The following is a 17,131-nucleotide window of genomic DNA, read 5'->3' on the forward strand; positions in this document are numbered from 1 at the left end:
GTCATCGTGGCACGGGCGCCTCGGACGGCAGGGGAGCGACCCCGAAGTTGCCGTCGAACACGTGTTCGGGGTCGTACAGGGCCTTGAGCCGGCCGATCCGGGCGAGCGTCTCGGGCGGGAACGCCTCGGACACCCGGGCGGGGGACTGGTTCGTCTCGAAGCTCAGGTAGACCCCGCGCAGGTGCGGCGCGAGCCGGTCCCACCAGGCGTCGATCTGCGCACGCCGGCTGCCGCGGGCGGACGCCAGGAGCGAGAAGTTCTGCGTCCGGTGCGCGTACGCGGTGGCCGCCGGGTCCAGGTCGTTGACGGCGCCGCCGACGGCCCGCAACTGCACCATGTCGGCGTCACCTGCGGCAACCAGGTCGCCCAGGAGCACGGCGAGCTCCGGTGTCACGTGCTCGACCAGCCCGCCGCGCGCCGCGGAGTCCGCTCCGCCGGTGTGCTCGCCGTGCGGCGCGGACACCGTGGCGGCGTACGGCACGAGCTGCGCCTGCTGCTGGAGGACGGGCGCCAGGTCGAGGAACTGCTCGAGCGCCCCGATCGCCGCGCCGGTGTCGTCGTTCGCCCACACGATGATCGCGTAGCCGACCGTGGGGCTCTGTGCGCGGGCGGGTACGAGGGTGAGGAAGCTGGTGAGCTCCCGCGGCGAGGACTCCACGAGGTCGGCCCACGCCTCGACGAACGCCGCGGTGTCCGTGGCGTCGTACACGATCGTCGCGTAGACGACGCTGCCCACCTCCGCGGCCTCGATCTCGACCGCGGTGAGGATGCCGAAGTTCGCCCCGGCGCCCCGCACGGCCCAGAGCAGCTCCGGCTCGTGCTCGGCGTCGGTCCGGACCAGGCGACCGTCGGCGAGGACCAGGTCGGCTGCGACCACGTGGTCCAGCGTCAGCCCGTAGGAGCGGGAGAGGAAGCCCTGTCCGCCCGCCGTGACCAGCCCGCCGACCCCCACGTCGCCGTAGTCACCGGAGCTGATCGCGAGCCCGTCGGGGGAGAGCACCGCGGCGACGTCGCCCCACCGCGCTCCGGCGCCGAGCCGTACGAGGCGCTGCTGGCGGTCGATCACCTCGACCGAGTCGAGCGCGCCCAGGTCGATGACGATGCCTCCGTCGTTCGTCGACCGGCCGCTGATCCCGTGCCCACCGCTGCGCACGGCGAACGGGACGTCTTGCTCCCTGGCGAACAGGAGCGCCTCGCTGACCTGCTCGGCGGTGTGCGGTCGCAGGACGAGGCCGGGGGAGCCGGAGTAGACGTAGGACGACCGTACGCGCGCGTACTCGCGGTCCCCGGGTTCCACCGCGGTCGCGACGAGGGACGCGGGCAGCCCGTCGTAGTCGATCCCGGCCCGCCGCTTGGCCAGCGCGATCACGGGCCGGACCGCACCTGTGGCGGTGCCCGCAGCGGCACGCCCGGCGGAGGCGGCGGCCCGCAGCGCGGGTGCCACCTCCTCGCCGAACACCGCGATCGTGCTCGGGTCGTCGGTGCCCAGGACGAAAGTGGCGATCCCGTCCTCGAGCACCAGGGGGAGCAGGTCCTCGACCCACCGGTCGGGCGGCCCCTGCAGGAAGCCGGAGCCCTCGAACGAGCCACCGCCGAGGTTCAGCAGCCGGCGGATCTCTCGAGGGTCACGACCGGCCGCGGCCGCGGCGTCGTCGATCCGCGCGTTGCCCGCCGCGAGGTCACCGGGCTTCAGGTACCCGAGGCTCGGCAGCCACCCGTCGGCCTTGCGACCGACGAGCCCGAGCATCCGCGGCTTGTACGCGCCGAGCCAGACCGGGATGTCGCGCACCGGCGCGGGACCGCGCTTGGCCCCGTCGACGTGATGGTGCGTCCCGTGCACGCGCAGCGGTGCTCGCTCGTCGGTGTCCCAGATGCCACGGATGATGTCGATCGCCTCGTCCAGCGCGTCCACGCCCTGACCCGGCGTCAGCCGTGGCGCGCCCATCGCCACGATCGCGTCCCAGAACGCCCCGGACCCGAGGCCGAGCGCGAACCGGCCGCCCGACAGCAGGTCGAGGCTCGCCGAGGCGCGCGCCAGGACGGCCGGTGGCCGCAGCGGCAGGTTGAGCACGTTCCCGGCCACCTGGACGCGGTCGGTGGACGCGGCGACCCACGACAGCAGCGTCCAGGTGTCGAGGAACGCCGGCTGGTACGGGTGGTCCTGGAACGTCACCAGGTCGAGCCCGGACCGCTCGGACAGCTGCGCGAGCGCGACGGCCTGCTGCGGGTCCTTGGCGGTCGGGGTCAGGAACGTGCCGAAGACGAGATCGTGGCCGTAGTCGGGCATCGAAGCATCTCCCTAGTGATTGATGCTTCAACTATAGAACAGGGACCGCCACGCATGTGTGTCCTGCGCCGATAATGCACATTATGACATTATGCCGTTCAAGCACCGAGGGAGTGACCCATGCCCACCGCTCAGGCGGTCCGGAGCTCCAGTACGTACCGCTCCTCCGTCTGTGACGGGTCCCGCGGCACGACCTGGCGTTCGCCGGTGCGCGTGAAGCCGGCTCGCACGGACAGGTCGCCGGCGGCGTGGTTGCCGTCCACGAGCCACAGCGACACCGTGCGCGCGTCCTCCAGCGCCGCGGCGCGTCGGACGGTGTCCAGGAGCAGCCACCCGACGCCCTGGCGGCGAGCCTCCGGCGCCACCCACAGCGACACGATGTGCCGGTCGTCGTCCGGCGACCCGGGCTCTTGGATCATGGTGACGATCCCCCGGCCGGCACCCGCGTCGTCCACCGCGATCCACGTCGTCGACGTGCGCAGGCGCATCCGCCAGTGCGACTCGACGAACCGTTCCTCGCGTGCCAGGGATGGGCCGAAGACGTCGGGGGCCTCGCGTAGAGCTCGGAGACGGACGTCCCGGACACGTGTCCAGTCGTTCTCCCCCACCTGCTGGATGTCCACGTCCCCAGGATGCCTCATCTGCGACGACGCGAGGATCAGGGCAGCTCGCGCGCCGTCGTCTGGTCGTCCGGCGTGCCTCCGTGGCCCGCGCGATCAGGGACCGATCGCGCGGCGTCGGCGATCTCCTCCTCCGGGCGGGGCGGCACCGATTCGTCGTACTCGAGCTCGGGCACCTCGTGCCCTGCGGACTCCGTCACGATGGTCTCCTTCCGACACGCTCAACGTACGGGGGGGTGGACGGTCGGCGAAAGCCGAGCGCGGTCACAGGTCGATGCCCTCGCCGGGGTCGAGCGCGACCGGCTCCCCCGCGCCGCCGAGCCGGCCGAGCAGTCCGATGGCCATCCCCTGCCCGATGGCGCTGAGCAGGGCGTCGTGCACGACCACGAGCCGCGCGGGCTGCACGTGCCGCACGTAGTCGACCACCTCGCCCAGCTTCAGCCACGGTGCTCCCAGCGGGGCGCACAGGACGTCCACGTGCGCACCGGCCGGATCGATGTACGCGTCACCCGGATGGAGCACCCCGGCGACCAGGTAGCCCACGTTGTGCACCCGCGGCACGTCGGGGTGGACCAGGGCGTGCCACTCCCCCAGCACCGCGACGTCGAACCCGCCGGCCGTGATCGTGTCGCCGCCGCGCACCGTGTGCACCCGCTCCGCGGGCGCGCCGGCGCTCACCAGGACGTCGACCACGGACGGCGGAGCCCACACCTCCAGGCCCCCCTGCACGGCCTCGACGACCGGCTCGGTGGCGACGTGGTCGGGGTGCTCGTGCGTGATCAGGACGGCGGAGATGCCGTCGAGGGCACCGGGCAGGTCGGAGAAGACCCCGGGGTCGATGACGAGGCGGTCCGTGCCGCGGTCGAGGCGGATGCAGGCGTGTCCCCAGCGGGTCAGGCGGATGCTCATTCGGCCAGTCTGTCCTGACCAGGGCGAACGCGCGCGCCGTTTCGCCCGGGGCCGTCGCCCCGGCTACGGTTGCGGACGTGCTGGTGCTCGGGGTGTGCAGTCTCAAGGGTGGCGTGGGCAAGACGTCGATCACCCTCGGTCTGGCGTCGGCGGCCCTGGAACGCGGTCTGCGCACGCTGGTCATCGACCTGGACCCGCAGGGTGACAGCACGATGGCCCTCGGCGCACGTCCGCAGGGCGGGGACGTCGCCTCCGTCCTGGACGAGCCCGGCGAGTCGACCATGGCCAAGGCGACCGTGCTGTCCTCGTGGGCCGACGACGGGCTGGACGTGCTGGCCGGGTCGGAGCGCTCGGCCGTGCACGACCGGCTCGAGGGCGACGAGCTCGACCGGCTCCGCTACGCGCTGTCCTGGGTGCACGGCTACGACCTGGTGCTCATCGACTGTCCGCCGTCCCTCGGAGGGCTGACGCGCACCGGCCTGGCCGCGTGCGACCGGGCGCTCGTCGTCACCGAGCCCGGCCTCTTCGCGGTGATGGCGGTCGGGCGGGCCATGCGCACGATCGACGAGCTGCGCCGCGGTCCGGCGCCCGCCCTGCAGCCGCTCGGCATCGTCGTGAACCGCGTCCGCGCCCGCTCGATCGAGCAGGCGTTCCGGCTGGAGGAGCTCCAGACGCTCTACGGTCCCCTGGTCCTCACTCCCCCGGTCCCCGAGCGCGCGGCGCTCCAGCAGGCCCAGGGTGCCGCGCAGCCGGTGCACGCGTGGCCCGGCGCCGCGGCCGCCGAGCTGGGCCGGACCTTCGACGCCCTGCTCGACCGCGCGCTGCGCGCACCCCGCCACTGACCCAGGGCCCACATGCAACGAGCGGCAGCCCACCGGGCAGCCGCTCGTCGATCGTGCGTGGTGTCAGCCGGCGGTGCGGGCCTGACGGCGCAGTGCCAGCTCGTCCTGGGCCGACGGCGCGACGACGAGCTCCTCGTCCTCGTCCGCACGTTCGGTCGGCAGCGCGGCGAGGGTTCCCTCGACCTCGCGCCACACCCGTCCGACGGCGATGCCGAAGACTCCCTGACCGCCCTGCACCAGGTCGATGACCTCGTCCGCGGACGTGCACTCGTAGACGCTCGCGCCGTCGGACATCAGCGTGATCTGCGCGAGGTCGTCCACGCCGCGCTCGCGCAGGTGGCTGACCGCGGTGCGGATCTGCTGGAGCGAGACGCCGGTGTCCAGCAGGCGCTTGACGACCTTGAGCACGAGGATGTCGCGGAAGCTGTAGAGCCTCTGCGTGCCCGAACCGGTGGCCGGGCGGATGGACGGCTCGACCAGTCCGGTGCGGGCCCAGTAGTCGAGCTGGCGGTACGTGATTCCGGCCGCACGGCACGCGGTGGGTCCGCGGTAGCCGGTGGCGGTGTCGAGGTCGGGGAGGTCGTCGTCGAACAGCATGCCCTGAGCGCGCTGCGGCACTGCCCCGCTGACGCTCTCGGCGCTCTCGTTGCTGGTCACGAATCCTCCACTCGTCGCACGCCGTTCGGCGCACATCTCCCCCGGCTGCTTGTCAGACTAGGCCCGTGACGGGGTAGACGCCATGACGCCCCGCCGGGCGTGTCGCGACGGGCGAGTCTCACCTTCGACCTGAACGCGAAGGTTTGGGACTAACGGCCCTCCGAGCCACCCTCGTCCTCGGGCTCCGCGCCCGTGCTGAAGTCCTCGGGAGTGACGAGGTCCAGGAACCGGCGGAAGCGCTCCAGGTCCTGCTCGGACGTGGTGGTCCGCACCTCGACGCCGGCGACCGCGACCACCTCCGCGGAGCACAGGACGGGGCACCCGAACCGGAGCGCCATCGCGATCGCGTCCGACGCGCGGGAGTCGACGCGCGGGCCGGTCCGGAGCACCAGCTCGGCGTGGAAGACGCCGTCCTCAAGGCGGGTGATCTCGACCCGGGTCAGGCCCGAGCCCACCGCGATGAGCACGTCCCGCAGCAGGTCGTGCGTCATCGGCCGGGGCGGCACGATCCCCGCCTGCGCGGACGCGATGGCGCTCGCCTCCGCCGGTCCGATGAGGATGGGGACCAGCAGCTCGGAGTCGGGGTCCAGGAGCAGCACGACGACCTCGTCGTCGGCCATGTGCTGACGCACCCCGACGATCTCGACCGGAACGAGCTCGGCGTCCTCTCCCATGCCGCCCACGCTACGACTCCGGGGCCGATCCGGCTCCCCCCGTGGACGAGCAGCCTGCGCGAGCCCGCCTACGGGGTCAGGTCGGCGACCGCCGCGCGCACGAGTGCCGTGTGCATCTGGGTGCAGAGCTCGCCCACCTCAGCGGCCAGGGTGCCCGCCCGCGCCCGCGACGACGCGCTGCGCTGGCCCCGCCACGGTGCCACGACCTGCTCGACGAGGTCCGCCTGCCGGTCGGCCGACGTGCGGAACTGCCGCAGGTGACGCGGGTCGATGCCGTGCTCGGCCAGCGACGCGGCCGCAACGACGATCTCCCGGGCCCACAGGTCGAACGACCCAGCGCCGTGGGTCCGCAGCACGCCCGCCGCGACGAGGTCCTCGACGAACGCCGCCTCGACGCCGGACTCCCGTGCGAGAGCGTCGAGGGTCCAGCGCGTCCCCGTGACCTCGCTGACGCCGTCGCGCGAGGCGAGGCGCGCCCGCGGGGCGGGTTCGTCCTCTTCCCCCGCGTCCAGGGCGGCGAGCCGGTCGCCGATGACCTTGAGCGGCATGTACCGGTCGCGCTGCTGGCGCAGGACGAACCGCAGGCGCTCGATGTCCGCCGGCGAGTACTGCCGGTAGCCGGCGGCCGTGCGCACGGGCTCGACCAGACCCTGCTCCTCGAGGAAGCGCAGCTTGGACGTGGTGACCGCCGGGAACTCGATGCGCAGCGCGGCGAGGACGTCGGAGATCCGCATCGAGGCACGGCGGGAGATGCCGCGAGGCCACGGCTCGTGCGCGACGTCCGCGGTGGACGTGGAGTCCACCTGGACGCGCTGCGCTCGGGCGCTGGTCATGCGGCGCCCCCCGTCCGGTCGAGCGTCAGGTGCCGGCCGGTCACGCGCCGGCCGCGTCGCGGTGCGGGCTGGGGTGGAACGTCATGCGGTACTTGCCGATCTGCACCTCGTCGCCCGAGCGGAGCACCGACTGGTCGATCCGCGAGCGGTTGACGTACGTCCCGTTCAGCGAGCCGATGTCCCGGACGACGAACGTCTGGCCCTCCCGGACGAACTCGGCGTGCTTGCGTGACACGGTGACGTCGTCCAGGAAGATGTCCGCGGCCGTCGACCGTCCGGCGACCGTCCGCTCGGCGTCGAGCAGGAACCGCGCACCTGCGCTGGCCCCCCGCTGCATGACGAGCAGGGCGGAGGTGGGCGGGAGCGCGTGCACCGCGGCGACCTCGTCGGGGGTCAGCCCGACGGGTGCCGACGCCTCGATCTCGACGGGCTCGATCGCCCCGAAGCTCATCGTGGTGTCGGGTCCCCCCGCGAAGCGTCCGACCTGCGGGTCCTCGCCGCTCATGCCACCTCCCGGGCCCGTCCCTCACGTCGACGCCCGGAGTTCCTCGGGGTCAGCCACACCCTATGCGGACCGGGCGGGTCGGCGCAGCACGTCGATGCCACGTGGCGCCCGGTGCGGGGTCCGCGGGCCGCGTGGAACCGGGATCAATCGCCCTGCGGTGGCACCGGAGTCGCGTACACCGGCTCCGGCACGACGCGGATGGCGTCCACCTCGACGAGGTCCGCCCGCTCGACCGTCCCCTTGCCCCCGTTGTTGCGCACCTGGGCCATCGCGCCGCCGGGGATCTGGAGCGCCGGGGCGATGATGTCCGGGTCCCCGATCACGGTCCAGCGGTACGGGGCCGTCAGCTCGACACCGTCGAGGACCACAGCCCCGCCCGAACCCGTGAACGCGCTGCTCGCCGTGACGCGCTGGTCGTTGAGCTGGATCGCCTCCGCGCCCGCGTTGCGCATCTCCTCGAGCATGTTGAGCATCGTGATCGGCTTGATGTAGCCGTCGGGCTCCGTGAGCAGGACCACCACGCCCGGACCCTGGGCCGGCAGGCGGCCCGTGAGGATGCCCTGCGTCTCGGCGCTGCGCCGCAGGGCGTCGAGCGCGGCCTGGCGGCGGTCCGAGCCGGAGAGCAGGTCGTCCCGTTCGCGCGCGAGGTCGGCGGCCTCGCGGGCCAGGGCGTCGCCCCGGTTCGTGGTCTCGTCGAGGATGCGGACCAGGTCGTCCTGCCGCATGCCCCCGAGGTCTGCCTCTCCGGACTGGCGCACCTGCGCCACCAGCGCGAAGCCGAGCACCGCGCACAGGACGCCGGCCACCAGCTGGGCTCGCGTGGACCGCGGCTTCAGCGCGCGTCCCAGGACCGCCCACCCGCTCGGCTCCGCCGGGTCCGTCCGGCCAGGTGCGGCGACCGTCTCGTCATCCGGGACGGACGCGGCCTCTGCGCGCGGGCCGTCCGGCGACGAGTCCGTGCCCTGGTCGGCGCGTGCGGGCTCGTCGGCCTCCGGCGCCACTGAGGGCTCGGAGGGTGCCTCGTCCTGCGGCTCCACGGGCGGCACGGTGTCCGGCTGCTCAGGCTCGTCGTCCTCGGGCACCACGGGGGGCGGCGAGTTCGGTTCGTCGTCGTCCGGCACGACCGGGGGCAGCGAGTTCGGTTCGTCGTTCTCCGGCACGACCGGCGGCAACGAGTTCGGTTCGTCGTCGTCCGGCACGACCGGCGGCAACGAGTTCGGTTCCTCGTCGTCCGGCACCACCGGCGGCAACGAGTTCGGTTCCTCGTCGTCCGGCACCACCGGCGGCAACGAGTTCGGCTCCTCGTTCTCCGGCACCACCGGCGGCAGGGTGCTCTCGACGAAGGGACGCCGACCCTGGCCCGCGTCCCGCTCGTCGTGCGACGGAGTCGTGCTCATGCCTTGAACAGGTGGCGACGGATGGCGGCCGCGTTGGAGAAGATCCGGATGCCGAGCACGACGACGACGGCGGTCGACAGCTGCGTGCCCACCCCGAGCTGGTCACCGAGGAACACGATCAGGGCGGCGACGACGACGTTCGACAGGAACGAGATGAGGAACACGCGATCGTCGAAGATCCCGTCGAGCATGGCGCGCAGGCCGCCGAACAGGGCGTCGAGGGCCGCCACGACGGCGATCGGGAGGTAGGGCTGGAGCTCCACGGGGACCGTCGGCTGGAGCAGCAGGCCCCCGACGACGCCGATGACCAGGCCGATGACTGCGATCACGTGCCGTCCCTCCGTGTCTGACCCGCAGACCCTGCCACAAGCCTCTGCTCGGGCGCACCCCCGCCGGCACCCGCCTCGGGCTCGGGCGCGGCGGACGCGTCCGGCACCCCGGCCTCGTGCAGAGTCACCAGGCCGGTGCCCGGAAGCTCGAGCCTGCTCTGCGACGTCATCTGGACACCGATCCCGTAGGTGGTCCGGAGGGTGGCCAGGTGCTGGCCCGCGCTCGCGCGCGCCAGCTCGGTCTGCATGCCGGCGGCGTCGCCCACGGCCTCGACCGTGTACGGGCTGCTCAGGGCGACCAGGTCGACGAGCACGGCGTCCCCCGCGCTCCGGATCGCGGTCATCGCGGTGAGGCGCTGCCCGTTGACCGCGATCGCCTCGGCTCCGGCGGCCCACAGCCCGTTCACGACGACCTGGAGGTCCACGTCCTGCACGCGGAGCTCGGGGTCCTCCTCGTCCGGGTTGTCCGACGGCGCGTCCGTCAGCTCGAGCCGCAGGCCCGGGCCGGTCACGGCCGTCACGCCGGACTGCACCGAGTCCGCGTCGATCTCGTCACGCACGGACTGGCCCTCGTCGCCCAGGAGCTCCTCCTGGAGCATGGCGATCTCGTCGGTCATCGCGGTGATCTCGGCCTGCACGTCGTCGGCCTCCGAGCTGCGCTGCTCGATCTGTGCCTCCAGCAGCTCGCGTGCCGCCAGGACGGCACCCGCCGGCTGCCGCAGCGCGAGCGTCGCCGCGGTCGCGCCCAGGCCCAGCCCCATCGCGAGCGCGACCAGGCCGGCGGTCGAGCGCCAGGTACGCCGCGGGCCCGTGCCGGCGGCGCGGCGGGCTGTCGCCTCGGCATACCCCGGGTCGAGCGGCCGCCGGTAGACCTCGGTGAGCAAGGTCATGGACTCGTCGAGGCTCCGCGGCGGCTCGCTGGAGCCGTGCCGCGGGTTCACGAGCGTCCCGCGTCGTCACGCAGGAGGTGGTGCGCCTGCGTGAGGTACACCACCGCCGAGAACCAGTAGAGGGCGACGCCCCACAGGGCGCAGGCCCACCCGGCCACACCGGCGACGCTTCCGACCCACGAGTCCCACTGTGCGAGCAGGAGCAGCGGGAACGCGTAGAGCAGCGCGAACGTGCCGGCCTTGCCCGCCAGGTGCACCTGGAGCGGCGCGTAACCCGCCCGCGCGAGGACGACGAGCATGACGGCGAGCACGACGTCGCGCAGGACCAGGACTCCGAGCAGCCACCACGGCACGACGTCGCGCCAGGCGAGGGCGACGAGCGTGACGACGATGAAGAGGCGGTCCGCCGCAGGGTCCAGCAGCTGCCCGAGCCGGGACACCTGCCCGAGTCTCCGGGCGAGCACCCCGTCGAGCCAGTCGCTGGCTCCGGAGACGGCGAGCACCGCCACGGCCCAGCCGTCCTGGCCGCGGACGATGAGCAGCGCGAACACGGGGACGAGCAGCAGACGCACGAGGCTGATGGCGTTCGGCACGGTCAGCACGCGCGTGGAGACGACGTCGTTGCTCGCCACTGCCTCCCCCGTCACCGTCCCGTCCTGGCGGCGTCGATCCTATGCGGCCTTCGGGCCTGTCCCCGACGACGGCGCGCCTCGGCTGCGGCCCTGGTCAGCCGGTGCGAGAGTTCTGCAATGGTGCACCGCAACAACCCGGACGTGATCGCGCGCCTCATGACGACCCCCGGCCGCTGGGCGGTGGTCGGTCTGTCGACGAACACCTCGCGCGCCGCGTACGGCGTCGCTCGGTACGTGCAGTCCCACGGGCACGAGATCGTGCCCGTGCACCCGCGCGCCGAGACCGTGCACGGCGCGGCGGGGGTACGCACCCTCGCCGAGGTGGACGGACCGGTCGACGTGGTGGACGTGTTCGTGAACAGCACCCTCGCCGGTGCCGTCGTGGACCAGGCGATCGCCGTCGGCGCCCGCGCGGTCTGGCTCCAGCTCGGGGTCGTGGACGAGGACGCCGCAGCCCGGGCTCGGGCAGCCGGCCTCGACGTCGTCATGGACACCTGCCCGGCGATCGAGGGCCCCCGCCTCGGCCTGTGACGTTGTGCGCGAGGTCACCCGCGTCCCGCCTGCCGCCGGACACGTCCGCCCGGTAGACTCATCGATGAATCTGGAGTTCGTCGCGTCCCCCTTCGAGGCGTCGCCACCACCGCTCAGCCGGTGGGGCCCGCCTCGCGTCGTGTGGTCTAGGCATCGCGTGAGCGGTTGCCGCTGGGTGGTCCGGGGCTGCGACCCGCTGTTCGCCGTCCCGGTGCACGGTTCAGGGCTCCGCCCCGCGATGATCGGTTCCCCTCCTTCATGAGCTCTGCCCTGCCTTCGATCCCCTCTGCCCTGCCCGACGACGCCACGTTCGCCGACCTCGGCCTGCCGCCGGCCCTCGAGGCCGCGATCGCCGACCTCGGCTTCACCGTCCCCTCCGCCATCCAGTCGCAGGCCGTGCCCGCACTGCTGAGCGGTCGCGACATCATCGGCGTCGCCCAGACCGGCACGGGCAAGACCGCCGCGTTCGGCCTGCCGCTGCTCGCTGCGATCGACTACGACCTGCCGGCCGTCCAGGCCATCGTGCTGACCCCGACCCGCGAGCTCGCCATGCAGGTGGCCGACGCCATCCAGTCGTTCGCCACCCACCTGCCCGGCCTGAACGTGCTCGCGGTCTACGGCGGCTCGCCGTTCCTGCCGCAGCAGCGCGCGCTCGCCCGCGGCGCCCAGGTGGTCGTCGGCACCCCCGGTCGCGTGCTGGACCACCTCGAGCGCCGCACGCTGAAGCTCGACCAGGTCCGCTTCCTCGTGCTCGACGAGGCCGACGAGATGCTGCGCATGGGCTTCGCCGAGGACGTCGACAAGGTGCTGTCGGCCGCCCCCCGCGAGCGTCAGGTCGCCCTCTTCTCCGCGACCATGCCGCCGCAGATCCGTCGTGTCGCCGAGGCGCACCTCACCCGCCCCGTCGAGATCACGGTCTCGCGCCAGGCGTCGACCGTGACCAGCGTCCGCCAGACGTACGCCGTGGTCCCGCACCGCCACAAGACCGGCGCGCTCGCCCGCGTGCTCGCGGTGTCCGAGGCCGACGCCGCCATCGTCTTCGTGCGCACCCGTGGTGCCGCCGAGGAGGTCGGCAGCGCGCTGATCGAGAAGGGCATCTCCGCCGCCTACATCTCCGGCGACGTCGCCCAGACGGAGCGCGAGAAGATCGTCGACCGCCTGCGCACCGGCGCCCTCGACGTGCTCGTGGCCACCGACGTCGCCGCCCGCGGCCTGGACGTCGACCGGATCGGGCTCGTCGTCAACTTCGACGTGCCGCGCGAGCCGGAGATCTACGTCCACCGCATCGGTCGCACGGGCCGCGCCGGCCGCGAGGGTGAGGCGCTGTCGTTCGTCACGCCCGCCGAGCAGTCGCGCCTGCGCCAGATCGAGCGGACGACGCGTCAGTCGCTCCTCCAGGTCAACATCCCCACGCCCGCCGAGGTCTCCGCGCACCGCGTGCAGGCGCTGCTCGCCCGCACGGGCGCTCGCGCCGAGCTCGACCGCCTGGACCTCTACCGCGAGGCCATCGCCGTGCACATGGCGCAGAACCCCGGCGTCGACCCGTTCGAGCTGCTCGCCGTGCTCACCGCCCTCTCCGTCGGCGACGAGGGTCCCGTGGCGGTCCAGGGCGACGACCTCGACGACGCCCTCTCGCGTGCCCACCTCACGGGTGGCGGACGCGAGCGTGACAGCGAGCGCAGCTACGACCGTCCGGAGCGTGGCGAGCGCCGTCGCGCCGACACGCACATCGCCGGGGGCTCGCCGCGCTGGCGCGTCGCGGTCGGTCACCGGGACGGCCTCCAGCCGGGCGCGCTCGTGGGCGCTCTCACGGGTGAGGGCGGCCTGACGGGCAAGGACGTCGGCAAGATCGACATCTTCGGCAGCTTCGCGCTGGTGGACATCCCCGACGGTCTGTCGGCGGACGTCATCGACCGGCTCGCACGTACGCGCGTCGCCGGACGGCCGCTGCGCATCCGCCTCGACCAGGGCCCCCGCCCGGGACACGGCGCCTCGCGTCCCGCGCACGGCCCGGCCCCCCGCCGCAGCTGATCGCACCCTCGATGCCCTCGCCTCCCTCGCCGGGAGGCGGGGGCGTCGTCGTGCTACCGCAGGACCGACCCCGGGCGGGGTTCGGTGCGACCCTGCCGGGACGCGCCGCGCAGCAGCGTGATGTCCGCCTCGCGGAGCACCTCGCCCACGTCGCGGAAGCCCCGGATGCTGCCGAGCACCCCGATGGCGACCCGTGACCCCAGCTCGTGGCGCAGCTGGTCCAGCAGGAGCGACAGACGGCTCGGGATGCCGCCCGGCCCGACGTCGTCGAGCAGCACGACGAAGTCGTCCTCCGAGATCCGCGCGGGCGTGTCCCCTTCCCGCAGCGGTCGGCGCAGCCGCCGGACGAGCTCGCGGTGCAGGTCGAGGCGCGCGTCCCCGTCGGCCTCGGGAGGTCCCTGCGTCGGGATGGCCGGCCCGTCGAGCACGCGCACGAGTGCGAGGGCGCAGTCGTACCCGGGCGACCTGCGCGTCCGGAGCACCGCCGCACCGAGCCGGTCCAGGAACAGCAGCCGGTTGACCAGGCCCGTCTCGGGATCACGGAGCGCGTCACGCTGGAGCGCGATCTCCTGCTCCTTGCGCTCGGTGACGTCCACCAGCGCTCCCACCAGCCGCGCCGGGCAGCCGGCGTCGTCGAGCACCGTGACGGCCCGGCAGAGCATCCAGCGGTAGTCACCGGACGACGTGCGGACCCGGTGCTCCAGCTCCAGCGGCGACCCGGCTCCGGCCAGCTGCGACGCGATCGACGCCGACAGCTCGTCCCGGTCGGCGGGGTGCACGCGCTCCAGCCACTCCCCAGGGGAGTCTCCGATGACGTCGTCGTCGTACCCGAGCGTCTGCTTCCAGCGGGGCGAGTAGTAGACCGTGCCGGCCGAGACGTCCCAGTCCCACGTCCCGTCGTGCGCCGCCATGGACGCCAGGGCGTAGCGCTCCTCGCTCGCGCGCACCGTGTCCGCGAGGGACCGTTCACGGGCGGCGGCCTGCTCGAGCGCCCGGCGCTGCTCGCGCAGGTTGGCCAGCAGGCGCTCCTGGTCGAGCGCGACCGCCAGCAGCGCCGCCCAGTGGTTGAACCGGTCCCGCGCGCTGGTCGCGCGCGTCTCCACGGTGCCGTCGATCGCCAGCAGGCCCCAGTCGCTGCCCCCGAACGTCACGGGCACGACGAACGTCAGCTCGTTCGACCCGACAGTGCCCGCCCGGGTCAGTGCCGTCGGTGGGAACTGGCTGGCGGTGGTGCGGACGCCGACCAGCCGCGACAGCGTGCCGGAGGTGTCGTGCACGCCGACGATCTCCATCTCCCGGTCTCCGGGCCCCCGGTCGGCGCCGAGCCAGAGCCCGAGGCAGGCGTGTCCACGCACGCCGCGCGGCAGCCAGCCGAGTGCCCGGGGGCTGGCGCCGTCCCCGCGCAGCAGGTCCATGTCGACCTCGTACTGGTCGACGATGGTGCGCTCCAGCTGCCCGCTGCGGGCCAGCATCGCCCGGGTGCACCCCCGGGTCACCGCGAGGAGCACCTCGGTGACGGCACGCCGGACCGCCGTCTCGTGCTCCGGGTGCGAGAGCGCTTCCACGACATCAACCTCCACCCCACGGAGGCAGGTGACCAGCTGCTCGAGCGCCTCGGGGTGCGGTTGCATCGCCGCGGTGACGTCCGCGAGCCGCGTGAGGGTGGCGGGGCCTGGGCTGGACCCGCGCTCCGCGGCGGTCTCGATCGGCTCGACGACGGCGTGCCACCACGTCTCGCGGGGCGCCACGCCGGTGCGTCGGGCACCTCCCACGCCGGCCGGTCCGACGAACGCCGTGCCGGCCAGCTGGCGGAGCACCTGGTAGCCGCTCCGGCTCCCGGTCCCCGACCCGGCGGCCGGAGCGGACTGCGCGGACTCGGTGCAGCCGCACGACTCGCGCAGGACGAGCGTCGACGGCGCCCGGTACTCGCCCCCGGGGACCTCCTCGCCACGCATGCGGGACAGCAGCAGCGACACCGCGGTCTCGCCGACCCGGTCGTAGTGCGCGTCGACGGTGGACAGCCGCGGTGTCACGCGGGCGCCCGAGTCGGCGTGGTCGAAGCCGATGACCGCCTGGTCGCGGGGCAGCACGAGCCCGGCTGCGCGCAGGGCGCGCTGGAAGCCGATGGCGTTCCGGTCGGTGGCCGCGACCACCGCCGTGGTGGGTGAGCCGGCCCCGAGCATCCTCGCAGCGGCGTCCGCCCCGCCCTGCTCGTGGTTGTCGGACGCCTCGAAGATCCAGGCGTCGGGCGGCTCGATGCCGTGCTCGGCGAGCGTCGCGCGGTAGGCGGCGAACCGTTCGCGCATGTCCCGCTGGGTGAGGCAGCCGATGAAGCCGATCGCCGTGTGTCCGTGGCCGAGCAGGTGCTCGACGGCCGCGCGCACGCCCCCGAGGTTGTCCGGGAGCACGACCGCGTCGTCGGGCGACTGCGGCTCCTCGCTCACGAGCACCACCGGCAGCCCCCACTGCTGCACCGACGCGAGCCGGTCGCTGCGCAACGCCTTGCCGACCACGACGAGCCCGTCGACGGCGCCGAGCGCCACCGGGGCGTCGAGGATCGACTCGTCCGGGTAGCGCTCCCGGTCCAGCCCGGCGGGGTAGGTCTGCACGGCCACCACGCGATGGCCGGCTGCGCGTGCTGCGCGGGCCACGCCCGCGATCAACGCTCCGAAGTAGAACCCACCGACCACCGGCGAGAGCACGCCGATGGTCCGCCGTGCCGTCGGTGAGACCGGTCCTCGCCGCACAGTTCCCATGACCCCACATCCCTCGCCTACGTCGTCGGAGCCGAGATGATGCATTTCACCCGCATCGGGCGACACACTAGGTGATCGTGGTCACACCTGCATATGACTCCGGAGCACCCGGCACTTCCGCGTCGCCGTCGACGCCGTCGTCCGGGCCGTCCTCCCCCAGCCCCTCACCGGCCCCCGCTCGACGCCCGACGATCACGGACGTGGCGCGCGCCGCGGGGGTCTCGATCGCGGTCGTCTCGTACGCGCTGAACGGCCGACCCGGCGTCTCCGCCGCGACGCGCGAACGCGTGCTGCGCGTCGCCGACGAGTTCGGCTGGCGGCCGAGCGCGGCGGCGCGGTCGATGCGCACCGGGCCGCGCGCGATCGGTCTCGTCTTCGACCGGGGCGCCGCCGGACCCGTGGCCCAGGCCACCGGCGTGCTCGAGTTCGTGATCTCGCTCCAGGAGGTCCTGGCCACCCGGAACCTCGCACTCGTGCTCCAGCTGGTCGACGGACCGGAGGCTGCCGTCGCGCTGTACGGCGAGTGGTGGGCGGAGCGCCGCTTCGACGTCATGGTCGTGACGGACGTGCTCCTCGAGGATCCGCGCATCGACGCACTGCGGCGACTACGCGCGCCCGCGGTCGTCGTCGGTGCAGGTCAGAGCGATGTCGACCTCGCCGCAGTCACCCTGGACGACGCCGAGGCGTTCGGTCGCGTGGGCCGCTACCTGCTCGAGCTGGGGCACCGTCACGTGGCCCTGGTGAGCGGTCCGAAGGAGCTGGTGCGCACGCGCGAGCGCCTCGGGGCGCTCGCCGGAGTGCTCGACGGCGCCAACGGGATGCTCGTCCACGAGGCCACCGGCGGCACCGCCGAGGAGGCCGCAGTCGCTACCCGGAGGCTCCTGACGGGAGGCCGGGCACCGACCGCGATCGTCTACGACTCCGACCAGATGGCCGTCGCGGCGCTCGACGTGGCACGCCGTACCGGACTCGCGGTGCCCTGGGACCTGTCGGTCGTCGCGGGGTCCGACTCGGCCCTGTGCCGGCTCGCCACGCCCTCGATCACCACCCTCCCCTCGGCCCAGCGGGACCTCGGGACAGCGACCGGAGAGGCCGTCCTCGCGGTCCTCGACGGGGACCTCCGCGCGCGGCGCGCACTGCAGATCGGCGGCCTCGCGGTGCGCGGCAGCACGGGTCCGAGGTCAAGGTGAGAACGTTCTCATTCGTGTCACATTTTGGTAACGGCCGCTGCCTAAACG

General features: G+C 73.5%; 17 protein-coding genes. 4 read left to right on the top strand and 13 right to left on the bottom strand.

Features of this window, described 5'->3' with window-relative positions; translation table 11 throughout:
- Position 1 precedes the first annotated feature (1 nt).
- The 4 genes from HP550_RS10670 to HP550_RS10685 all read right to left on the bottom strand — a co-directional run bounded on the left by HP550_RS10670 (position 2) and on the right by HP550_RS10685 (position 3,816).
- Positions 2-2,287, bottom strand: a complete 2,286-nt coding sequence (locus tag HP550_RS10670) for an LLM class flavin-dependent oxidoreductase (RefSeq protein ID WP_175347659.1) — start codon at positions 2,285-2,287, stop codon at positions 2-4.
- Between the two features lie 131 nt (positions 2,288-2,418).
- A complete protein-coding gene (locus HP550_RS10675; protein WP_343048109.1) occupies positions 2,419-2,910 on the bottom strand; it encodes a GNAT family N-acetyltransferase in 492 nt (163 codons plus the stop codon).
- 35 nt (positions 2,911-2,945) lie between these two features.
- Entirely contained in the window at positions 2,946-3,107 is a 162-nt protein-coding gene (locus HP550_RS10680) for a hypothetical protein (protein WP_175347661.1), read from the bottom strand.
- Positions 3,108-3,171: 64 nt separating this feature from the next.
- Complete coding sequence (locus tag HP550_RS10685; protein ID WP_210767938.1) at positions 3,172-3,816, bottom strand: MBL fold metallo-hydrolase; 645 nt, start codon at positions 3,814-3,816, stop codon at positions 3,172-3,174.
- 77 nt (positions 3,817-3,893) lie between these two features.
- Between HP550_RS10685 and HP550_RS10690 the strand changes: the two genes are divergently transcribed.
- Entirely contained in the window at positions 3,894-4,658 is a 765-nt protein-coding gene (locus tag HP550_RS10690; protein ID WP_175347662.1) for an AAA family ATPase, read from the top strand.
- A gap of 63 nt (positions 4,659-4,721) precedes the next feature.
- On the opposite strand, the gene HP550_RS10695 is transcribed toward HP550_RS10690, so the two are convergent.
- The 8 genes from HP550_RS10695 to clsA all read right to left on the bottom strand — a co-directional run bounded on the left by HP550_RS10695 (position 4,722) and on the right by clsA (position 10,575).
- Complete coding sequence (locus HP550_RS10695; protein WP_246280780.1) at positions 4,722-5,255, bottom strand: MerR family transcriptional regulator; 534 nt, start codon at positions 5,253-5,255, stop codon at positions 4,722-4,724.
- A gap of 209 nt (positions 5,256-5,464) precedes the next feature.
- Positions 5,465-5,989 carry a bifunctional nuclease family protein gene (locus tag HP550_RS10700; RefSeq protein WP_175347664.1) on the bottom strand — a complete coding sequence of 175 codons (525 nt, stop codon included), beginning with the start codon at positions 5,987-5,989 and terminating at the stop codon, positions 5,465-5,467.
- A 68-nt stretch (positions 5,990-6,057) separates the two neighbouring features.
- Positions 6,058-6,822: a transcriptional regulator FtsR gene (gene ftsR, locus HP550_RS10705; RefSeq protein WP_175347665.1), complete on the bottom strand. Its 765-nt coding sequence runs from the start codon at positions 6,820-6,822 to the stop codon at positions 6,058-6,060.
- Between the two features lie 40 nt (positions 6,823-6,862).
- A complete protein-coding gene (locus HP550_RS10710; protein WP_175347666.1) occupies positions 6,863-7,327 on the bottom strand; it encodes an FHA domain-containing protein in 465 nt (154 codons plus the stop codon).
- Positions 7,328-7,470: 143 nt separating this feature from the next.
- Positions 7,471-8,724 carry a DUF881 domain-containing protein gene (locus HP550_RS10715; RefSeq protein ID WP_175347667.1) on the bottom strand — a complete coding sequence of 418 codons (1,254 nt, stop codon included), beginning with the start codon at positions 8,722-8,724 and terminating at the stop codon, positions 7,471-7,473.
- The gene (locus tag HP550_RS10720; protein ID WP_056094794.1) at positions 8,721-9,053 is read right to left on the bottom strand and encodes a small basic family protein; all 333 of its coding nucleotides are present in this window, start codon (positions 9,051-9,053) and stop codon (positions 8,721-8,723) included. Before HP550_RS10720 ends, HP550_RS10715 begins: the two co-directional genes overlap by 4 nt.
- Positions 9,050-9,943 (bottom strand): DUF881 domain-containing protein, encoded by an 894-nt coding sequence (locus tag HP550_RS10725; protein WP_175347668.1) that lies wholly within the window; start codon positions 9,941-9,943, stop codon positions 9,050-9,052. Before HP550_RS10725 ends, HP550_RS10720 begins: the two co-directional genes overlap by 4 nt.
- Before the next feature lie 47 nt (positions 9,944-9,990).
- Complete coding sequence (gene clsA / locus HP550_RS10730; protein ID WP_175347749.1) at positions 9,991-10,575, bottom strand: cardiolipin synthase ClsA; 585 nt, start codon at positions 10,573-10,575, stop codon at positions 9,991-9,993.
- A 117-nt stretch (positions 10,576-10,692) separates the two neighbouring features.
- On the opposite strand from clsA, the gene HP550_RS10735 reads away from it, so the two are divergent.
- Positions 10,693-11,106, top strand: coding sequence for a CoA-binding protein (locus tag HP550_RS10735; protein WP_175347669.1), 414 nt, complete (start codon positions 10,693-10,695; stop codon positions 11,104-11,106).
- Positions 11,107-11,364: 258 nt separating this feature from the next.
- Entirely contained in the window at positions 11,365-13,137 is a 1,773-nt protein-coding gene (locus HP550_RS10740; RefSeq protein ID WP_175347670.1) for a DEAD/DEAH box helicase, read from the top strand.
- 53 nt (positions 13,138-13,190) lie between these two features.
- On the opposite strand, the gene HP550_RS10745 is transcribed toward HP550_RS10740, so the two are convergent.
- Entirely contained in the window at positions 13,191-15,893 is a 2,703-nt protein-coding gene (locus HP550_RS10745; protein WP_175347671.1) for a substrate-binding domain-containing protein, read from the bottom strand.
- Between the two features lie 200 nt (positions 15,894-16,093).
- Here HP550_RS10745 and HP550_RS10750 point away from each other — a divergent pair, with 200 nt between their 5' ends.
- Positions 16,094-17,083, top strand: coding sequence for a LacI family DNA-binding transcriptional regulator (locus HP550_RS10750; protein ID WP_343048113.1), 990 nt, complete (start codon positions 16,094-16,096; stop codon positions 17,081-17,083).
- Positions 17,084-17,131: the final 48 nt, after the last annotated feature.

The sequence above is a fragment of the Cellulomonas humilata genome, assembly GCF_013359775.1.
GTDB lineage: Bacteria > Actinomycetota > Actinomycetes > Actinomycetales > Cellulomonadaceae > Cellulomonas > Cellulomonas humilata.

Bases quoted from the DNA above. Each gene is read 5' to 3' on its own strand.
- HP550_RS10670 (WP_175347659.1), bottom strand. From the start codon at position 2,287: ATGCCCGACTACGGCCACGATCTCGTCTTCGGCACGTTCCTGACCCCG.
- HP550_RS10735 (WP_175347669.1), top strand. From the start codon at position 10,693: ATGGTGCACCGCAACAACCCGGACGTGATCGCGCGCCTCATGACGACC.
- ftsR (WP_175347665.1), bottom strand. From the start codon at position 6,822: ATGACCAGCGCCCGAGCGCAGCGCGTCCAGGTGGACTCCACGTCCACC.
- HP550_RS10710 (WP_175347666.1), bottom strand. From the start codon at position 7,327: ATGAGCGGCGAGGACCCGCAGGTCGGACGCTTCGCGGGGGGACCCGAC.
- HP550_RS10700 (WP_175347664.1), bottom strand. From the start codon at position 5,989: ATGGGAGAGGACGCCGAGCTCGTTCCGGTCGAGATCGTCGGGGTGCGT.
- HP550_RS10685 (WP_210767938.1), bottom strand. From the start codon at position 3,816: ATGAGCATCCGCCTGACCCGCTGGGGACACGCCTGCATCCGCCTCGAC.
- HP550_RS10715 (WP_175347667.1), bottom strand. From the start codon at position 8,724: ATGAGCACGACTCCGTCGCACGACGAGCGGGACGCGGGCCAGGGTCGG.
- HP550_RS10725 (WP_175347668.1), bottom strand. From the start codon at position 9,943: ATGACCTTGCTCACCGAGGTCTACCGGCGGCCGCTCGACCCGGGGTAT.
- HP550_RS10740 (WP_175347670.1), top strand. From the start codon at position 11,365: ATGAGCTCTGCCCTGCCTTCGATCCCCTCTGCCCTGCCCGACGACGCC.
- HP550_RS10745 (WP_175347671.1), bottom strand. From the start codon at position 15,893: ATGGGAACTGTGCGGCGAGGACCGGTCTCACCGACGGCACGGCGGACC.
- HP550_RS10695 (WP_246280780.1), bottom strand. From the start codon at position 5,255: ATGCTGTTCGACGACGACCTCCCCGACCTCGACACCGCCACCGGCTAC.